Genomic DNA, 15,067 nt, shown 5'->3' on the forward strand with positions numbered 1-15,067 from the left:
AGCCCGCGCTCGCCGGCGGTTCGTCCCTCCACAGGCGGGGTACCGGCTCCGTTGTCCCGATCCTGGTCACGGGCCCCGGCCCGATGTCGGTGGTCGCTGATTCAATACACGTATGAGAAGTTCGGGTGACGCGGCGCAGGCGGTCGAGGCGGTGCGCGCGGGCGAGACGGCGCAGACGCTCGACGCGGTGCGCGCGCTCGCCGGTCTCGCGGCGGGGCTCGCCCGCTCCTCGGCACCGGTGCTGCTCGCGGGGGCCGTCGCCCTGCACACGGCGTACCGGGCGGCGCTGCTCGTGCCGGAGTCGTTCGCGCGGGGGAGTCGTCTCTCCCGGAGCGAGGCGGGAGACCTCGTGGAGCGCTCGATCCGAGCCGAGTTCGCGACGGCGCTCGGGATGTCGGAGCGCGTGGCGTCTCGGCGTCTCGAGCACGCTCGGCTCCTCATCGAGGACCTCCCGGCGACCCGCACCCTCCTGGCCGAGGCCCGGATCCTCTGGGAGGCCGGCGAGGTCGTCTGCGCCGCCGCCGCGACCCTCCCCGCTCCGTCGCGCGCGTCCTTCGACGAGCGGGCGGCCGCCGCGGCGCTCTCGCAGACGCCCACCCAGCTCCGCCGGACCGTGGCGCGGCTGCGCGACGAGCTGCACGAGCAGCCGTTCACCGAGCGCCACGCCCGCGCCCGCGAGGACCGCAGCGTGTGGCTCGGCGCCGAGGCCGACGGCATGGCCACGCTCTGCGCCCTGCTGCCGGCCCCGGTCGCGGTCGGCGCCTACAACCGTCTCGACCGGATCGCCCGCTCGCTCCGCGACGGGGCGGACGCGGCGAGGATCGGGCTCGGTGCAGGTGCAGGTGCAGGTGCAGGTGCAAGTGCGAGTGCGACTGCGACTGCACAGAGCGGTGCTGGTGCCCGTGGCGATGCTCCGGTGGCAGTCGGCGCGCGGACGGACGCTGGTGCTGGTGCTGGTGCTGGTGCTGGTGCTGGTGCTGGTGCTGGTGCCGGTGCCGGTGCCGTGCTCGGCGCGGAGACGGGTGGCAGCGCCGGTGGAGACGCTGACATCTCCCTCGGCGACGGCCGGACGCTCGCGCAGCTGCGGGCCGACGCACTCGTCGATCTGCTCATCGACGGCGACATCTCCGCAGACGGATCCTCAGGAGAAGGATCGAGCACAGTCCCCGCCTCGGTCTCCGGAATCCCCGCCTCGGTCTCCCGAAGCCCCGCCTCCGTCTCCGGAGTCCGCGCCGACGTGCGCCTCACCCTCGCCGCCAGCACCGCGGTCGGCCTCGACGACGCGCCGGCCGAACTCGACGGCTACGGTCTCGTCCCCGCCGACGTCGCCCGGGAGCTCGTGCGCACGGCGGCCACCTTCACGCGGGTGCTGACCGATCCGGACACGGGAGTGGTGACGTCGGTCGGCAGGACCCTCCGCGTCCCGCCCCCTCGGATGCGCCTCCAGCTGCAGCTGCGCGACCGGACCTGCCGGTTCCCCGGCTGCACCCGCTCGTCCTCGACGGCCGAGGCCGACCACACCCTCGAGTGGCGGAACGGAGGCGAGACCGCCCTCGGCAACCTGGCCTCGCTCTGCGTCGCGCACCACCACGTCCGCCACGGCGACCGCTGGACCTACGCCCTCCATCCGGACGGCACCGTCGTCTGGACGACCCCCACCGGCCGTCGGATCACCGACCGACCGCGGGCGCTGCCCGGGGCTCCGCTGCCGCCCACGCGACGACCGACGCCGCAGTCGGCGCAAGAACCGGAGCCGGAGCCGCAGCCGGAGCAGCAGCCGCACCCGCTGTCACCACGATCCTCGTCATCGCAGCTGAGGTCATCGCGACCGTCGTCACCTCGACCGTCGCCATCGCTGCTGTCGCCGACGCGGCCGCGGTTCGTGGACGCGTCTCCGCCGTTCTGATCCGCAGCCCGACCTGCCGGGCGATCCGACACTCCGTCGGCCGCGAGGCGGTGCATCGCCGTGCCTGGACACGCCCAGGCGCCCTCGCGCTCTCGCACCTCCGGCGCCGCGAGGTCCGTCGGCACGTTCGCGCTTCGTCGAGCCTCGAGTTCCGAGCCCCGAGCCCCGAGCCCCGAGCTCCGAGCCCCGTGTCCCGGAGCTCCGAGCCTCGAGCCCCGTGTCCCGTGGTGCTTCGGCGCTTCGGGGCGTCGGCCAGCGCGTCCCGGTCCGCCCGCGTCCCGGTCCGCCCCTCCGTCCCGGTCCGCTCCGTCCCGGTCCGCTCCCGTCCCGCTCCGGCTGGCGGACGCCCCCGCCACGCAGGAGAGCCGTCGAACTCGGAAGATCACGACCGGACGAGCTCCACGTGGTTCACGCTCTCCGCCGCCCGCCGCGTCCGTCGGTCCTCTCCTGCCCTGCCCTGTCCTCTCCTGCCCCGTCCGGTCAGGAGCGTCCCGCCGCGGCGACCGCTCCACGCCACCCGTGCCCTGTCCTCTCCTGCCCTGCCCTGTCCTCTCCTGCCCCGTCCGGTCAGGAGCGCCCCGCCGCGGCGACCGCTCCACGCCGCCCGTGCCGCCACCCGTGCCGCCACCCGTGCCGCCGCCCGACCTCACCGGATGCCGCTGCGCGCGAACCCCTGCACGAAGTAGCGCTGGAAGCACAGGAACAGCAGCACCATCGGCAGCACCGACACCAGCGCCAGCGCCATGCTCGCGCTGTAGTCCGGCGTCGACTGGCCCTTGAGGTAGAGCAGGCCGATCGGCAGCGTGAACAGCTCGTTGTCCTTCAGAGCGATCAGCGGCCAGGCGAAGTCGTTCCAGCTGCCGAGCAGAGTCAGCAGGATCAGGACGGCGATCAGCGGCTTCGAGAGCGGCAGCACGATCTGCAGGAACACCCGCAGGTGGCCGGCCCCGTCGATCCGCGCCGCCTCGATCAGCTCCTCCGGGATGGAGAGGAAGAACTGCCGGGCGAGGAAGATCCCGAAGGCCGCCGCTGCTCCGGGCAGGATCACCGACCAGTAGGTGCCGTAGATCTGCAGTCCGGTCACGAGCTTGAACTGCGCGACCATGATCGCCTGCACCGGGATCATCATCGTGGCCAGTGCGAGCAGGAACAGCAGGTTCCGCCCCGGGAAGCGCAGCCGCGCGAAGCCCCAGCCGGCCAGCAGGTTCACCACGACGGTGAACACCGTGACGAACACCCCGATCACGACCGAGTTGACGAACCACTCGCCCACGGGGAAGCGCGCGAACACCGTCGCGAAGTTCTCGAACGAGATCTCGCTCGGCCAGAAGCGGGGCGGGCCGGGCGCGAACACCTCGCCGCGCGGCGAGAAGGCGATGACGAGCATCCAGTACAGCGGGAAGAACACGACCGCCGAGGCGACGATCGCGACGACGAGGCGGACGACGAGTCCGGAGCGGGAGCCGTCGCGGCGGGAGGGACGCCGGCGCGGGGTCTCGCGGGCGGTGGCCGCGGCGACCGCGGCGGGCGTGGTGACGGTGGAGGACGACATGAGGGCTCCTAGTCGACGAGGTCACGCGTGCGGCTCGTGTGCCACTGCAGGTAGGTGAAGGCGAGGGAGACCATCAGGATGACGACGCCGAGCGCGGCGCCGTAGCCCTGCTCTCGGACCTGGAAGCCGTTGCGGTACGCGTAGGTGCCGAGCACCGACGTGGAGAAGCCGGGGCCGCCGCCCGTCATCACGAAGACGATGTCGAAGACCTGGAACGAGGCGATCACGTTCATGATCAGCAGGAAGAAGGTGGACGGGCCGACCAGCGGCACCGTCAGTGCGCGGAACTGCTGCCAGCGCGTCGCTCCATCGATCCGCGCGGCCTCGTAGAGCTCGGGCGAGACGCTCTGCAGGCCCGCCAGGTAGATGACCATGTTGAAGCCGATCCGCAGCCACACCGCGGTCAGCATCACCGAGATCATCGCCGCGGAGCCGTCCGACTGCCACGCGACCGGCGAGGCGCCCAGCGAGCTCAGCACCTTGTTCACGATGCCCGAGGACTCGCTGAAGATCGTGACCGCGATCATCCCGGAGGCGACGCCCGAGATCACCAGGGGCAGCACGATCACCGTGCGGAAGATCCCGCGCGCGGGCAGCACGGAGTTGAGCAGCACGGCCAGGCCGAGGCCGCCGGCGAGCTCGAGCGGCACGGTGACCGCGGTGAAGAGGAGGGTGTTGCCCAGGCTCTGCCAGAACACCGGGTCGGCGCCCATCCGCAGGTAGTTCGCGAAGCCGACCCACTCGGGCGTGCCGAAGCCGCGCGACTCCTGGAACGAGAGCTGGATCGCCCAGAGGATCGGCACGAACAGGAACAGCGCCATCAGGAGCAGGTTCGGGCCGACGAAGCCGAAGCCGGCGAGGGCCTCGCGCCTGCGGGCCGACCGCGGCCGGGCGGAGGAGCCCGCCCGGCCGCGGAGGGTGGTGGCGGTCATCAGCTGGTCGCCTGCTGGATGGCCGCGTCGGCGCAGGACCGCGCCGAACCCCTCCCAGTCGAGGGCGTCCTCGCCGGAGTCGACGGCGTCCTCGCCGAGGATCCACGGCGCGACCGAGACCCGCAGCCCCCGGTCCTCCGCCCAGGGGCGCCCGTCGGAGGCGCGGTGCGGCGCCGCGACGCCCGGCACCCCCGCCTCTCCCAGCGACGCCGAGAGCGCGAGTCCGAAGCGCCCGTCGCGGGCCGACGCCTTGACGCTCCAGAGCGCCCCGGAGCCGTCGGCCGCGCACCAGACGCGCGCTCCGTGGTCGAGTCCGCCGACGACGGGCTCCAGGTCGACGAGGCCGACGCCGAACTCGCGGCGCACCAGAGCGCGCGCCCAGGCGCCCGCCTCCTCGATCGTGTCCATCCCGCTCATGCTGACGTGCGGGCGCCCCGCGAGCAGGTGCTTGCGCGATCGGTGATCGGAGGCATGGGTGCGGGCTGAGCCGCGTCTCAGGCTCGCGCTCCGGGCCGCCCGACGAGGAACCACGCCATCGACCCCAGGAAGGGCGCCACCACGACGGCGATCGTCCACAGGCCCTTCCTCAGGGGATCGAGGCCGGAGCGGAGGACCTGCGCGACCGCGAGGATCGCGATTCCGAGATACGCGGCCCCGCACAGGGCGGCGATCACGCTGGTGCCGAGCAGTGACATGTCCATCGCCCGACGCTACGCGCGGCTCGGCGCTGCCGGATCCGCCGCGGGGCGGAGACTCCCGGCGATGCGCAGCGGGCCTCGCTCAGCGGCCGAGGACACCGGTGATCGTCCGCGCGCCGTCGGCGGGGAAGAGGGCGAGCCGCTGCTCCGTCCCCTGCTGCCGGACCGTGAGAACGGGAGCCGTGAGCGCGTGACCGTGGTGGTAGCCCGTCACCGACTCGGGGGCGTCCCCGGCGGTGAGGGGCAGGAACGCGATCGGCGAGAGGTCCGCGTCGGCGCGGAACAGCGAGAGCGCCCTCGCGGTGACGACGGCCAGCAGCACGGGGTCCGGCTTCGCCGCGCGCAGCGCCGGGAGGTCGACCGCGGCTCCGGCGACCGCGAGCGTCCGCAGCGAGGCCAGCGTCTCCGGAGTGTTCAGCACCGCGGTGACGCCGCCGTCCGGATGCTCGGCTCGCAGCCTCTCGAGCCTCGGCCGGGACCACCGCTCCTCGACGCGCCGCCGGAGCCCGAAGCAGAGCACCGCGACGATCACCGCGGCCACCGCGAGCACCACGCCCCACCCTCCGTAGAGCTGGAACGCCCGGGCACCCGACCACGCCGCCGCGACGACCACCGTCGCCCCGAAGAACGCCTCGCTCCCGAGCGACCGCAGCCGGGACGACTGCACCTCCTGCGTCACGGGCGCTCCTCCGGGTCGGGCGGACCTCCGGGCGGGTCGCGTCAGCGCATGATCGCACCGGCGCCTGCGGGTCGGGCGGGATCCGCCGCCTCGCGCGGGAGGCCGGCTCAGCGCCCGCGCCGCGCCCGCGGATCGGTGAGGAGTCGGACCGGGGGGAGGTCGGCCAGGTCGGGGGACACGAAGCCGAGCACGTCGGAGTGGTGGTCGGCGGAGGCACGGCGGAGGAAGGACCAGCACTTGAGCGAGGACGGGCGCCGGTCGAGGGGGAGGGGAGCGGCCTCCACGATGATCACGGTGGCGGAGCAGTGCAGGATCCGCACGGGCACGCGGCTCTCGCGGCCGTCGACGGTCCAGCTGGAGACGCCGCGGATGCGGCCGTCCTCGCGGTCGACCCCGACGGTGAGGACGCTCCGGAAGTCGTCGGACGCGGCGCCCATTCCGATCTGGAAGTCGCCGTCGGCGCCGTCGAGCACGAAGGCGACGTCGAGTCCGCGGCGGTGCCGGACGGTGAAGGTGGCGAGCAGGGGACCGCTCCCGAACCTCGGGGCCTCGTCGCGGGCCTGCCGGACACGCTGCTCCGCGTCGTCCCTGTCCATGGAGCCACTCCTGCCGTCCCGGCGGAGCGGGGCCCGCGCGCCCGTCGAGCCTAGGGGGAGCGGGACGGCGTCACCCCGCGCGAGGCAGCGTCACCCGGAAGCGGGCGCCGACGGGCCCCGCCTCCGCCACGAGGTCGCCGCCGAGGGCCCGGGCCAGCCCGCGCGCGATCGGCAGGCCGAGGCCCGAGCCGCCGTCGGCGCGGTTGCGGGCGTCGTCGAGGCGGACGAGGCGGTCGAAGACGCGCTCGCGGTCGGCCTCGGCGATGCCGGGGCCGTCGTCGTCGACGGTGATCGTGACGGAGTCGGCGGCCGCCTCGACGGCGACGTCGATCCGGGAGCGGGCGAAGCGGGCGCCGTTCTCGAGGAGGTTGCCGAGCACCTGGGCCAGCCGGTCGGCGTCGGCGCTGACCAGGAGCGGCTCGGCGGGCCGGTGCAGGTCGATCGCGAGGCGCGGGCGGCGCAGCTCCTGGCGCTCGATCGCGGCCTCGGCGACGCCCGCGGGGTCCAACGGACGCGACTCCACAGCCAGGCCCTCGTCCAGCCGCGCCATCAGCAGCATGTCCTGGATGAGGCGGCCCGCGCGCAGCGACTCCCGCACGACGTGCACCGAGAGGCGCTCGCGCTCCTGCTCGCCGCCGTCGGCGCGGACGAGTGCGTCGGCGGCGGCCTGGATGCCGGCGACCGGCGTCCGCAGCTCGTGCGCGGCGTCCGAGACGAACGCGCGCATCCGCTGCTCCGCCGCGAGGGCCGTCGCCTCGGCGGCGAGGGCGCTGCGCTCGGCCTGCTCGAGGTCGTCGAGCATCTCGTCGAACGCGGTCGCGGTGCGGCCGAGCTCGGTCCGCGGACGGGAGGGGCGCAGCCGCCGCCCGCGGTCGCCGTGCGCGATGTCGCGGGCCACGTCGGTCATCCGCTCGAGGGGCCGGAGGGTCGCGCGGACCACGACGATCAGCGCGAGGGCGGCCAGCACGAGGAACACGGCCGACGCGGCGAGCAGGATCCCGTTCAGCTGCGCGAGGGTGCTGCCCACCGATCCGGCCTCGCTGGTGAGCTCGAGGCGGGTGCCGTCGCTGAGGGTCGACTCGAGGGTGATCAGCTCGTCGTCGGCGGCGACGCTGCTCGAGACGACGGTGACGGCGGCGGAGGCGGCTCGGGGCCCGACGGCTCCGGAGGAGGAGCTCGTGCCGGGAGGCGACGGCGGCTCTCCGAGCTGGTCGGCGGCTCCCGGGCCCAGTCGCAGCTGCTCCGGGCTCGGCCCGGCCACGACGTCCTCGCCCTCGGGGCTCGTGATCCGCACCGAGACGCCCTGCGCCGAGAGGCGGGAGGCGAGGGCGTCGTCGGCGATCGTGCCGACCAGCGCGGCGGCGGCGGAGGCGCGGTCCTGCAGCCGCTCCTCGATCTGGTCGCGGAGGCGCTCGCCGAGCACCGCCTGCACCGTCGCCGAGAGGGCCAGGAGCAGCACGGCCAGCAGTGCGAGCACGGCCAGGACGGTGCGGAGGCGGAGGGAGCCGGTCCGCAGGGCGCCCTGCTGGGAGCGGCTCACGCCTCCACCCGGTAGCCGAGGCCGCGGACGGTGTGCACGAGGCGGTCGCCGTGCGCCTCCATCTTCTTGCGGAGGGAGCTGAGGTGCACCTCGACGAGGTTCGGGTCGACGTGGTCGTAGCCCCAGACCTGCGTGAGGATCTGGGTCTTGGTGAGGGTGCGGCCGCGGTTCCCGGCGAGGAAGGCGAGGAGGCGGAACTCGGTCGCGGTGAGGTCGAGGGCGACGCCGCCGCGGCGGGCGCGGCCCGACTCCGGGTCGACGACGAGGTCGCCGATCTCGACGACGGACGGGATGCGGCCGCGGCGGCGCAGCACGGCGGTCACGCGCTTGACGAGCTCGGCGAGCACGAACGGCTTCACCACGTAGTCGTCGACGCCCTCGTCGAAGCCGCGGAGGCGGTCGTCGACCGCGTCGCGGGCGGTGAGCATGATCACGGCCGCGTCGCTGCTGCGGCGGATCCGCTCGGCGAGCACGATGCCGCTCGGGCCGGGGAGCATCCAGTCGAGGATCACCAGGTCCGGAGCGAAGGTGCTCAGCTCGCGGGCGAGGTCCTCGCCGGAGACGAGACCGCGGACCGTGAAGCGCTCGCTGCGCAGCGCGGTCTCGACGGAGGAGCGGATGGCGTCGTCGTCCTCGATGAGGAGCACACGGGCGGAGGAGGGCATGTGGTCGAACCTAGGGGCCGCGGATCGGGGCGCACCCGGCGTCTGCTGTGGAGGGTCTGTTCTTAAGTCCGGCTTCAGATTCGCCTTCGAATCTGAAATGGAACCGGCCGCAACCGATCCCGAACGGGGTCGGCACCGGGCCGGAACGAGGAGACACCCATGACCGAGTCGACCACCCCCGCCGAGAAGGGCTTGAGCTTCGGGCCGCGCCGTCCGAAGAAGCGCGCCCTGACCATCGGCATCGCCGTCGGCGCCCTCGGACTCGTCGCGCTCGGCTCGACCGCCGCGTTCGCCGCGACGCCGTCGAGCACGCCGACCTCCAGCGCCACACCGCTGCACTCCACCTCGACCGACGCTCCGTCCACCGATGCGCCGTCCACCGACGCGCCCGCCGAGGGCACCGCTCCCACCCCGCCCGGCCCCGGCCGACGGCTCGATGCCCACGCCTCCGGCCGCCGCTGACGGCACGGCACCGACCCCACCGCCCCCGGCTCCGCCGGACGCTCCGCTCCCGCCGTCTCAGGCCGCGAGTCCGCCGAACAGCAGTGACACCGTCATCGCGATGATGACCGAGTCGAAGGCGGACGCGATGACGACGTTCGCGCGCACCAGGCGCCAGCCCTCTCTCGAGCGGATCTCGGCCGAGACCGGGGCCGCCGTCGTGGACAGCAGGAGCGCGAGGGTCGCGTCGTCACTGAAGTGCGGCACCCCCTCGAAGGCGAACCGCACCTGCGACCGCCGGGGCGACCGCGACTCGAGGCGCAGGCAGGCCTGTGCGACCGAGAGGACCATCAGCATCCACGAGCTCGCGACGGCGAGCAGGGCGGCGGCGATGGAGAGGGGCTCGCTGCGGAACTCCGTCCTCTGCGCGATCGCCATCGTGACCGCGATCGCCACCGTGACCACGATCGCCGGCACCGCCGCCGACAGCGTCGTGCTGGTCGCCCCGGTCGCCCCCAGCATCCGCGGGAGGAGGCGCCGCTCTCCGCGCGCCTCCTCCTCGGCGGCGCTTCGCAGCGCCTGCTCGTCGAGGCGCGAGTAGGAGGTGGCGCTCCAGCCCACGGAGAGGGCGGTGCAGAGCGGCCGGCCGAGCAGAGCGACCGGAACGAGGGTCGCCGTCGCATCGACGGCCCGTCGCCCGGAGCGAGCGTCCCCGTCGCCAGGACGAGCAGCACCACCACGATGGTGACCAGGAGGCTCACGCTCACCCGGAACAGATCGGAGCGGGGTCGTCTGCGCGCGGTCATCGCCGTCCTCCCCGTCAGGGGCCCGGAGTGCGCCCCGAACAATCTCCACGCCGTTCCGTCCTGCGGTGTCCCTGTGCACCACCGCGCGATTCGTTGCAACCAACAACAAATCCCCCGAGCACCCGGCAGAATGGACCCATGACCTCACGGAGCAACTGGGCGGGCACCTACGAGTACCGCGCCGCCGCCATCATCGAGCCGGAGTCCGTCGAGGAGGTGCAGCGCCTCGTCCGCGAGAACGAGCGCGTCCGCGCCCTCGGCAGCCGCCACTCCTTCAACTCCCTGCCCGACACCCCCGGCGCACTGCTGCACCTGGGGCGCCTCGCCTCCGACCCCGTGATCGACGCCGAGGCGAGCACCGTCACCGTCGGCGGCGCCACCCGCTACGGCGTCGTCGCCGCACACCTGCACAGCAACGGCTACGCCCTGCACAACATGGGCTCTCTCCCGCACATCTCGGTCGCCGGCGCCATCGCGACCGGCACCCACGGCTCGGGCGACCGCAACGCGAACCTCTCCTCCGCCGTCTCGGCGCTCGAGCTCGTCACCGCCGACGGCTCGCTGCGCACGATCCGCCGCGGGGAGCCGGGCTTCGAGGGCGTCGTCGTCGGCCTCGGCGCCTTCGGCATCGTCACCCGCGTGACCCTCGACATCCAGCCGACCTTCGACGTCCGCCAGGACGCGTTCGTCGACCTGCCCTGGGAGCGCGTGCTCGACGACTTCGACGCGATCACCTCCTCCGCCTACAGCGTCAGCCTCATGACCCACTGGTCCTCGCCGACGGTGGAGCAGCTGTGGCTGAAGACCAAGGTGGCGGCGGGATCGGTCGCCGACGTCGACGCGACGCACCTGGGCGCGGTCGCCGCCTCCGCGAGCCTCTTCGCCGTCTCGGAGGGTGTCGACTCCAACCTGAACCCGTTCGGCGGCTCCGTCGGACCGTGGTCCGAGCGCCTGCCGCACTTCCGCCTCGACCGCGAGCCGAGCGCGGGCGACGAGATCCAGAGCGAGTACATGGTGCCGCGCGCGAACGTCCGCGAGGCGATCGTGGCGCTGCGCGCGATCGGCGAGCGGATCGACGACGTCCTGCTCATCACGGAGCTGCGGACCATGGCGGGCGACGACCAGTGGCTCTCCCCCGCCGGAGGCCGCGACAGCGTCGGCGTGCACTTCACCTTCAAGAAGGACCGCGCCGGCGTCGACGCCGTGCTCCCCGCCGTCGAGGGCGCGCTGCTGCCGCTCGGGGCCCGGCCGCACTGGGGCAAGCACTTCCTCGCCGGAGCCGACGAGATCGCGCCGCTCTACCCGCACCTCGAGGAGTGGCGCACCCTCCGCTCCGAGTGGGACCCCTCGGGCCGCTTCGCGAGCGACTTCCTCCGCGACCGCCTGCTCGGCTGAGCGGCACCCGCCCCGCGGGACCAGGCAGGTTCCGCGGGACGGGGCTCGCAGGACGCAGCTCACAGGACGCAGCCCACAGGACGCAGCTCGCGGGACGCGGCTCTCGGAACGCCGCTCAGAACAGGCGGGTCGCGTCGGCGGGCTCGACGAGGTCGCGCACCAGCGCCGGGATCCGCTTCCGGAACGGGAAGAACCCCCGCGACGCCGACGGCCACGCCGCACCGTCCCAGCGGCGGCGCACGGTGACGAGCGCGACCCCCTCGTCGGCGAGAGCCGAGCGGAGCGCCTCCACCCGCTCGCCGACGGGCCCGACCGGCGCGTACGGAACGACCACGGTGTCGATCCGCTCGGAGACCGCCCAGTCGACGACCGTCGCGGCACGCGCGTCCGCCAGCACCCTCGCCGGCCGACCGCTGGAGTCGGAGGTGCGCTCGGCGGCGTCGGCGAGCGCCGCGGCGGTGAAGGCGGCGACCGCGTCGGAGACTCCGGACGGCGAGCGCCCGCCCGCGTCCCCGGCGACGGCGCACGCCACGAGGCGCTCGGCCAGACCCGGCTGCTCGGCGAGCAGGCTCTCCGCCTCGAGGTCCTCCTCGTGCAGCAGGAGGCCGGGGCGGGCGCCGACTGTCCCCACGACGTCGTCCTGCTCGAGCGGTGCCCGCGGCGGGAAGGGCTCCTCCGTCAGCGCGGGGGCCGTGGTGGCGAGGCCGCTCGGCGAGAAGCGCCCCTCCGTGTAGCGCGCGATGTTGGACGCGGAGGCGACGTAGGTCTTGCCCGGAGTCTGCAGGCCGGCGACCCATCGCCACGACAGGGTGTTGGACGCGGCGTCGCCGTCGAGCAGGTGCCGGTAGAAGAAGTCGGCGCCGAGCTGCCAGGGCAGTCCGAGGGTGAAGATCCAGATGCTCGCGAACCACATGCGGGTGTGGTTGTGGAGGTACCCGGTCTCGACGAGCTCGCTCACCCACGCGTCCATCGCGTCGATACCGCTGCGTCCGCCGATCGCGTCGAGGTAGCCGGGCGGAGGATCACCCGCGGAGGAGTCCGCCACCTCGCGGCGGTAGCGGCGTGAGACGTCCGGGTTCTGCTCGAGCCAGCCCTTCCAGTAGGTGCGCCAGAACACCTCCTGGACGAACTTCTCCGCGGCGGTCAGGCGATGCCGCGCGAGGACCGCGGCGACGACCTCCCGCTCGGTGACGAGGCGGTGGCGGAGGTAGGGCGAGAGCCCGGAGACGTTGTCCCGGGACGGTCCGAGGTCGTGGTTGCGGTCGCGAGCGTAGGCGGAGCCCGCGCGGGCGACGAAGTCGTCGAGCGCCTCGAGACCGGCGGCTCTGGTCGGGATGAACATCGCCCCATCATCGGCGTCGGCCCGGTGAGAACACCGGCAGCGGCCTCCCGAGTGCGCTCCGGGGACGGAGGCGCCCGCCGAGCGCTCGTCAACGGGGTGACCGGCGCCTCCGACCCGACGTAGCGTCGGAGGACGAGAGGGAGGCCGCCATGCCCCGCGAGGAACAGATCCCGTCCACCATCGAGCGCTCCGACGAGCACGCGCAGAAGCTCTGGTCGGCCGCGCACGACTCGGCCGTCGACAGCTACGGCGACGGTGAGCGCGCCCACCGCACGGCCTTCGCCGCACTGAAGCACGAGTACGAGAAGGTCGGCGACCACTGGGAGCGCAAGGCCGAGAGCGGCCCCTCCGACTCCCGCGCCGAGGGCCACGGCCGCTCCCCCGGGGGCGAGACGGCGGGCGGAGTGGACGCGAACGCCACGAAGGCGCACCTGATGGACCTCGCCAAGCGCCTGGACGTCTCCGGCCGCTCGCGCATGACGAAGGCCGAGCTCGTCGAGGCCCTGCAGAAGGAGAGCACCCGCCGGACGCGCGACGCGCGGTAGGGGCAGGGGCGGGGCCGGGGACAGCCGCCCCGCCGAGCCCCGGCCCGCTCAGTCCAGCGCGTCCCGGACGGCCGCCATGCCCAGCTCCAGCTCGGCGAAGGTGGTCGACAGCGGCGAGAGGCCGATCCGGATGCCGTCGGGTCGGCGGAAGTCCGGCACGATCCCCTCCGCCTGCAGCCGCGGGACGAGGCCGGCGAACGACTCGTGCGCGATCGTCACGTGCGAGCCGCGCCGGGCGGGATCGAGCGGAGTCGCCACCCGCACCCCGCGCGGCACCAGCCACGCGTCGGCCAGCTCCAGCGCGTACGCCGTCATCGCCTCCGATTTCGCGCGCACCGCGGGCATGCCCACCGAGGCGATCAGCGCGATCATGTCCTGCATCGCGAGCATCCCCGTGATCGGCGGGGTGCCGCTGAGGAAGCGCCGCATCCCCTCGGCCGGACGGTAGCCGGGTCCCATCTCGAACATGTCGGCGACGCCCATCCAGCCCTGCACCGGCTGCGCGAGCGAGCCCTGGTGCCGGGAGGCGACGTACGCCCACGCGGGCGCCCCCGGGCCTCCGTTCAGGTACTTGTAGGAGCAGCCGACCGCGAGGTCCGCGCCCCAGGCGTCGAGCTCGAGCGGCACCGAGCCGACGGAGTGGGAGGCGTCCCAGAGCACGAGCGCGCCGGCCTCGTGCGCCTGGGCGGTGATCGCCGCGGCGTCGGCGAGGAACCCCGAGCGGTACGCGACGTGGCTGAGCAGCACCAGTGCCGTCCGCTCGCCGAGCACCGGGGCGAGGTCGTCGGGGCCGACGCCGCTCCCGGGGTCGGAGTCGATCCAGCGGAGCGTGCTGCCGGTCTCGGCCGCGATGCCCTCCAGCACGTACCGGTCGGTGGGGAAGTTGTCGGTGTCCACGACGATCTCGTCGCGCCCCTGCTCCGCCTGGCGGGCGATCGCCGCGCGGGCGAGCTTGTAGAGCAGGACGGTCGTGGAGTCGGCGACGACCGTCTGGCCGGCCGCGGCTCCCAGCACCGCGGAGCCGAGGGCGTCGCCGACCTCGAGCGGCATGTCGAGCCAGCCCTCCTCCCAGCCGCGGATGAGGCGGCCGCCCCACTCCTCCTCCGCGAACCGCGCGAGCCGGGCGACGCTCGCGCGCAGCGGCCGGCCGAGCGAGTTGCCGTCGAGGTAGGAGCGGACCTCGGGGGTGCGGACGAACAGCTTGGGGCAGTGCGCGAGCGGGTCCTGGGCGTCGAGCGGATGCATGCCCTCACCCTAGGTCGCGGGTGCCGGGCGCGACGCGTGCCGCGGAGCCCCTGATGCGTGCCGCCGCGGTCCCTGACGGGTGCTGCCGGGGTCCCTGACGCCGCTCGGACGCCGCCCACAGTCCAGAAGTCGTCGCACTCGGCCGCGACTGCGACAACTCCTGAGCACTCGCGAGCCCTCACACCGAAGCCTCTCCCCCACTGTCCAGAAGTCGTCGCACTCGGCGTCGACTGCGACAGCTCCTGAGCACTCGCGAGCCCTCACCCCGGAGCCTCCCCCACTGTCCAGAACTCGTCGCACTCGGCGTCGACTGCGACAACTCTTGAGCACTCGCGAGCCCTCACCCCGGAGCCTCCCCCACTGTGCAGAACTCGTCGCACTCGGCGTCGACTGCGACAACTCTTGGGCACTCGCGGACCCGCAGACTCGCGCCGGTCGCCACTCCTCCGAAGTCGCCGTACTCGCGCTCCAGTACGGCCGCTTCCGCATGGTCGTGGAGCCGCCGGGCCCGTCTCAGCGGTCGTCGCCGAGTGCGCAGGAGTCGTCGCACTCGAGCTCGGGTGCGACGACTCCTGGACAGTCGCGGGAGCCGGAGGAGAACGGAGCAGGAGCCGGAGGAGAACGGACCTCGAGTCGGCGAGTGCCCCCGGACCCGCGAGCACGGCCGCGCACCTGGGAAGTCAACGGGCGGACGTCGCGCCCCGCCCCGCACACCGCTCCACACC

Annotated in this window: 14 protein-coding genes; 4 read left to right on the forward strand and 10 right to left on the reverse strand. The window is 73.9% G+C overall.

The features are described 5' to 3' along the window. Positions 1 to 112: 112 nt before the first annotated feature. On the forward strand, positions 113 to 1,906 hold the full coding sequence (locus tag C5C55_RS16030) for an HNH endonuclease signature motif containing protein (protein WP_104234602.1): 1,794 nt from the start codon (positions 113 to 115) through the stop codon (positions 1,904 to 1,906). Positions 1,907 to 2,552: 646 nt separating this feature from the next. On the opposite strand, the gene C5C55_RS16035 is transcribed toward C5C55_RS16030, so the two are convergent. The 7 genes from C5C55_RS16035 to C5C55_RS16065 all read right to left on the reverse strand — a co-directional run bounded on the left by C5C55_RS16035 (position 2,553) and on the right by C5C55_RS16065 (position 8,568). Next, a complete protein-coding gene (locus C5C55_RS16035) occupies positions 2,553 to 3,458 on the reverse strand; it encodes a carbohydrate ABC transporter permease (RefSeq protein WP_104234603.1) in 906 nt (301 codons plus the stop codon). An 8-nt stretch (positions 3,459 to 3,466) separates the two neighbouring features. Next, positions 3,467 to 4,798, reverse strand: coding sequence for a carbohydrate ABC transporter permease (locus C5C55_RS16040; RefSeq protein ID WP_258072574.1), 1,332 nt, complete (start codon positions 4,796 to 4,798; stop codon positions 3,467 to 3,469). Positions 4,799 to 4,884: 86 nt separating this feature from the next. Then, positions 4,885 to 5,091, reverse strand: coding sequence for a PLD nuclease N-terminal domain-containing protein (locus tag C5C55_RS16045; RefSeq protein ID WP_104234604.1), 207 nt, complete (start codon positions 5,089 to 5,091; stop codon positions 4,885 to 4,887). Positions 5,092 to 5,170: 79 nt separating this feature from the next. After that, positions 5,171 to 5,767 carry a hypothetical protein gene (locus tag C5C55_RS16050; RefSeq protein WP_104234605.1) on the reverse strand — a complete coding sequence of 199 codons (597 nt, stop codon included), beginning with the start codon at positions 5,765 to 5,767 and terminating at the stop codon, positions 5,171 to 5,173. A 107-nt stretch (positions 5,768 to 5,874) separates the two neighbouring features. Beyond that, positions 5,875 to 6,363, reverse strand: coding sequence for a hypothetical protein (locus C5C55_RS16055; RefSeq protein ID WP_104234606.1), 489 nt, complete (start codon positions 6,361 to 6,363; stop codon positions 5,875 to 5,877). A gap of 70 nt (positions 6,364 to 6,433) precedes the next feature. Further along, positions 6,434 to 7,903 carry a cell wall metabolism sensor histidine kinase WalK gene (locus C5C55_RS16060; RefSeq protein WP_104234607.1) on the reverse strand — a complete coding sequence of 490 codons (1,470 nt, stop codon included), beginning with the start codon at positions 7,901 to 7,903 and terminating at the stop codon, positions 6,434 to 6,436. Further along, on the reverse strand, positions 7,900 to 8,568 hold the full coding sequence (locus C5C55_RS16065) for a response regulator transcription factor (RefSeq protein WP_104225192.1): 669 nt from the start codon (positions 8,566 to 8,568) through the stop codon (positions 7,900 to 7,902). The genes C5C55_RS16060 and C5C55_RS16065 overlap by 4 nt, the downstream gene beginning before the upstream one ends. 159 nt (positions 8,569 to 8,727) lie before the next feature. On the opposite strand from C5C55_RS16065, the gene C5C55_RS16070 reads away from it, so the two are divergent. Then, on the forward strand, positions 8,728 to 9,030 hold the full coding sequence (locus tag C5C55_RS16070; protein WP_104234608.1) for a hypothetical protein: 303 nt from the start codon (positions 8,728 to 8,730) through the stop codon (positions 9,028 to 9,030). Between the two features lie 57 nt (positions 9,031 to 9,087). On the opposite strand, the gene C5C55_RS16690 is transcribed toward C5C55_RS16070, so the two are convergent. Then, positions 9,088 to 9,963 (reverse strand): DUF1345 domain-containing protein, encoded by an 876-nt coding sequence (locus C5C55_RS16690; protein WP_104234609.1) that lies wholly within the window; start codon positions 9,961 to 9,963, stop codon positions 9,088 to 9,090. Between C5C55_RS16690 and C5C55_RS16080 the strand changes: the two genes are divergently transcribed. Next, positions 9,954 to 11,210: an FAD-binding protein gene (locus tag C5C55_RS16080; RefSeq protein WP_104234610.1), complete on the forward strand. Its 1,257-nt coding sequence runs from the start codon at positions 9,954 to 9,956 to the stop codon at positions 11,208 to 11,210. The two genes, C5C55_RS16690 and C5C55_RS16080, sit on opposite strands and share 10 nt — an antisense overlap. A gap of 115 nt (positions 11,211 to 11,325) precedes the next feature. Here C5C55_RS16080 and C5C55_RS16085 read toward each other — a convergent pair whose 3' ends face one another. Beyond that, positions 11,326 to 12,552, reverse strand: a complete 1,227-nt coding sequence (locus tag C5C55_RS16085) for an FAD-binding domain-containing protein (RefSeq protein WP_104234611.1) — start codon at positions 12,550 to 12,552, stop codon at positions 11,326 to 11,328. Between the two features lie 149 nt (positions 12,553 to 12,701). Between C5C55_RS16085 and C5C55_RS16090 the strand changes: the two genes are divergently transcribed. Next, positions 12,702 to 13,097 carry a ChaB family protein gene (locus C5C55_RS16090; RefSeq protein ID WP_104225169.1) on the forward strand — a complete coding sequence of 132 codons (396 nt, stop codon included), beginning with the start codon at positions 12,702 to 12,704 and terminating at the stop codon, positions 13,095 to 13,097. Positions 13,098 to 13,145: 48 nt separating this feature from the next. On the opposite strand, the gene C5C55_RS16095 is transcribed toward C5C55_RS16090, so the two are convergent. Then, a complete protein-coding gene (locus C5C55_RS16095) occupies positions 13,146 to 14,342 on the reverse strand; it encodes a kynureninase (protein ID WP_104234612.1) in 1,197 nt (398 codons plus the stop codon). Positions 14,343 to 15,067: the final 725 nt, after the last annotated feature.

The organism is Rathayibacter sp. AY1C2 (assembly GCF_002931195.1).
Lineage (GTDB): Bacteria > Actinomycetota > Actinomycetes > Actinomycetales > Microbacteriaceae > Rathayibacter.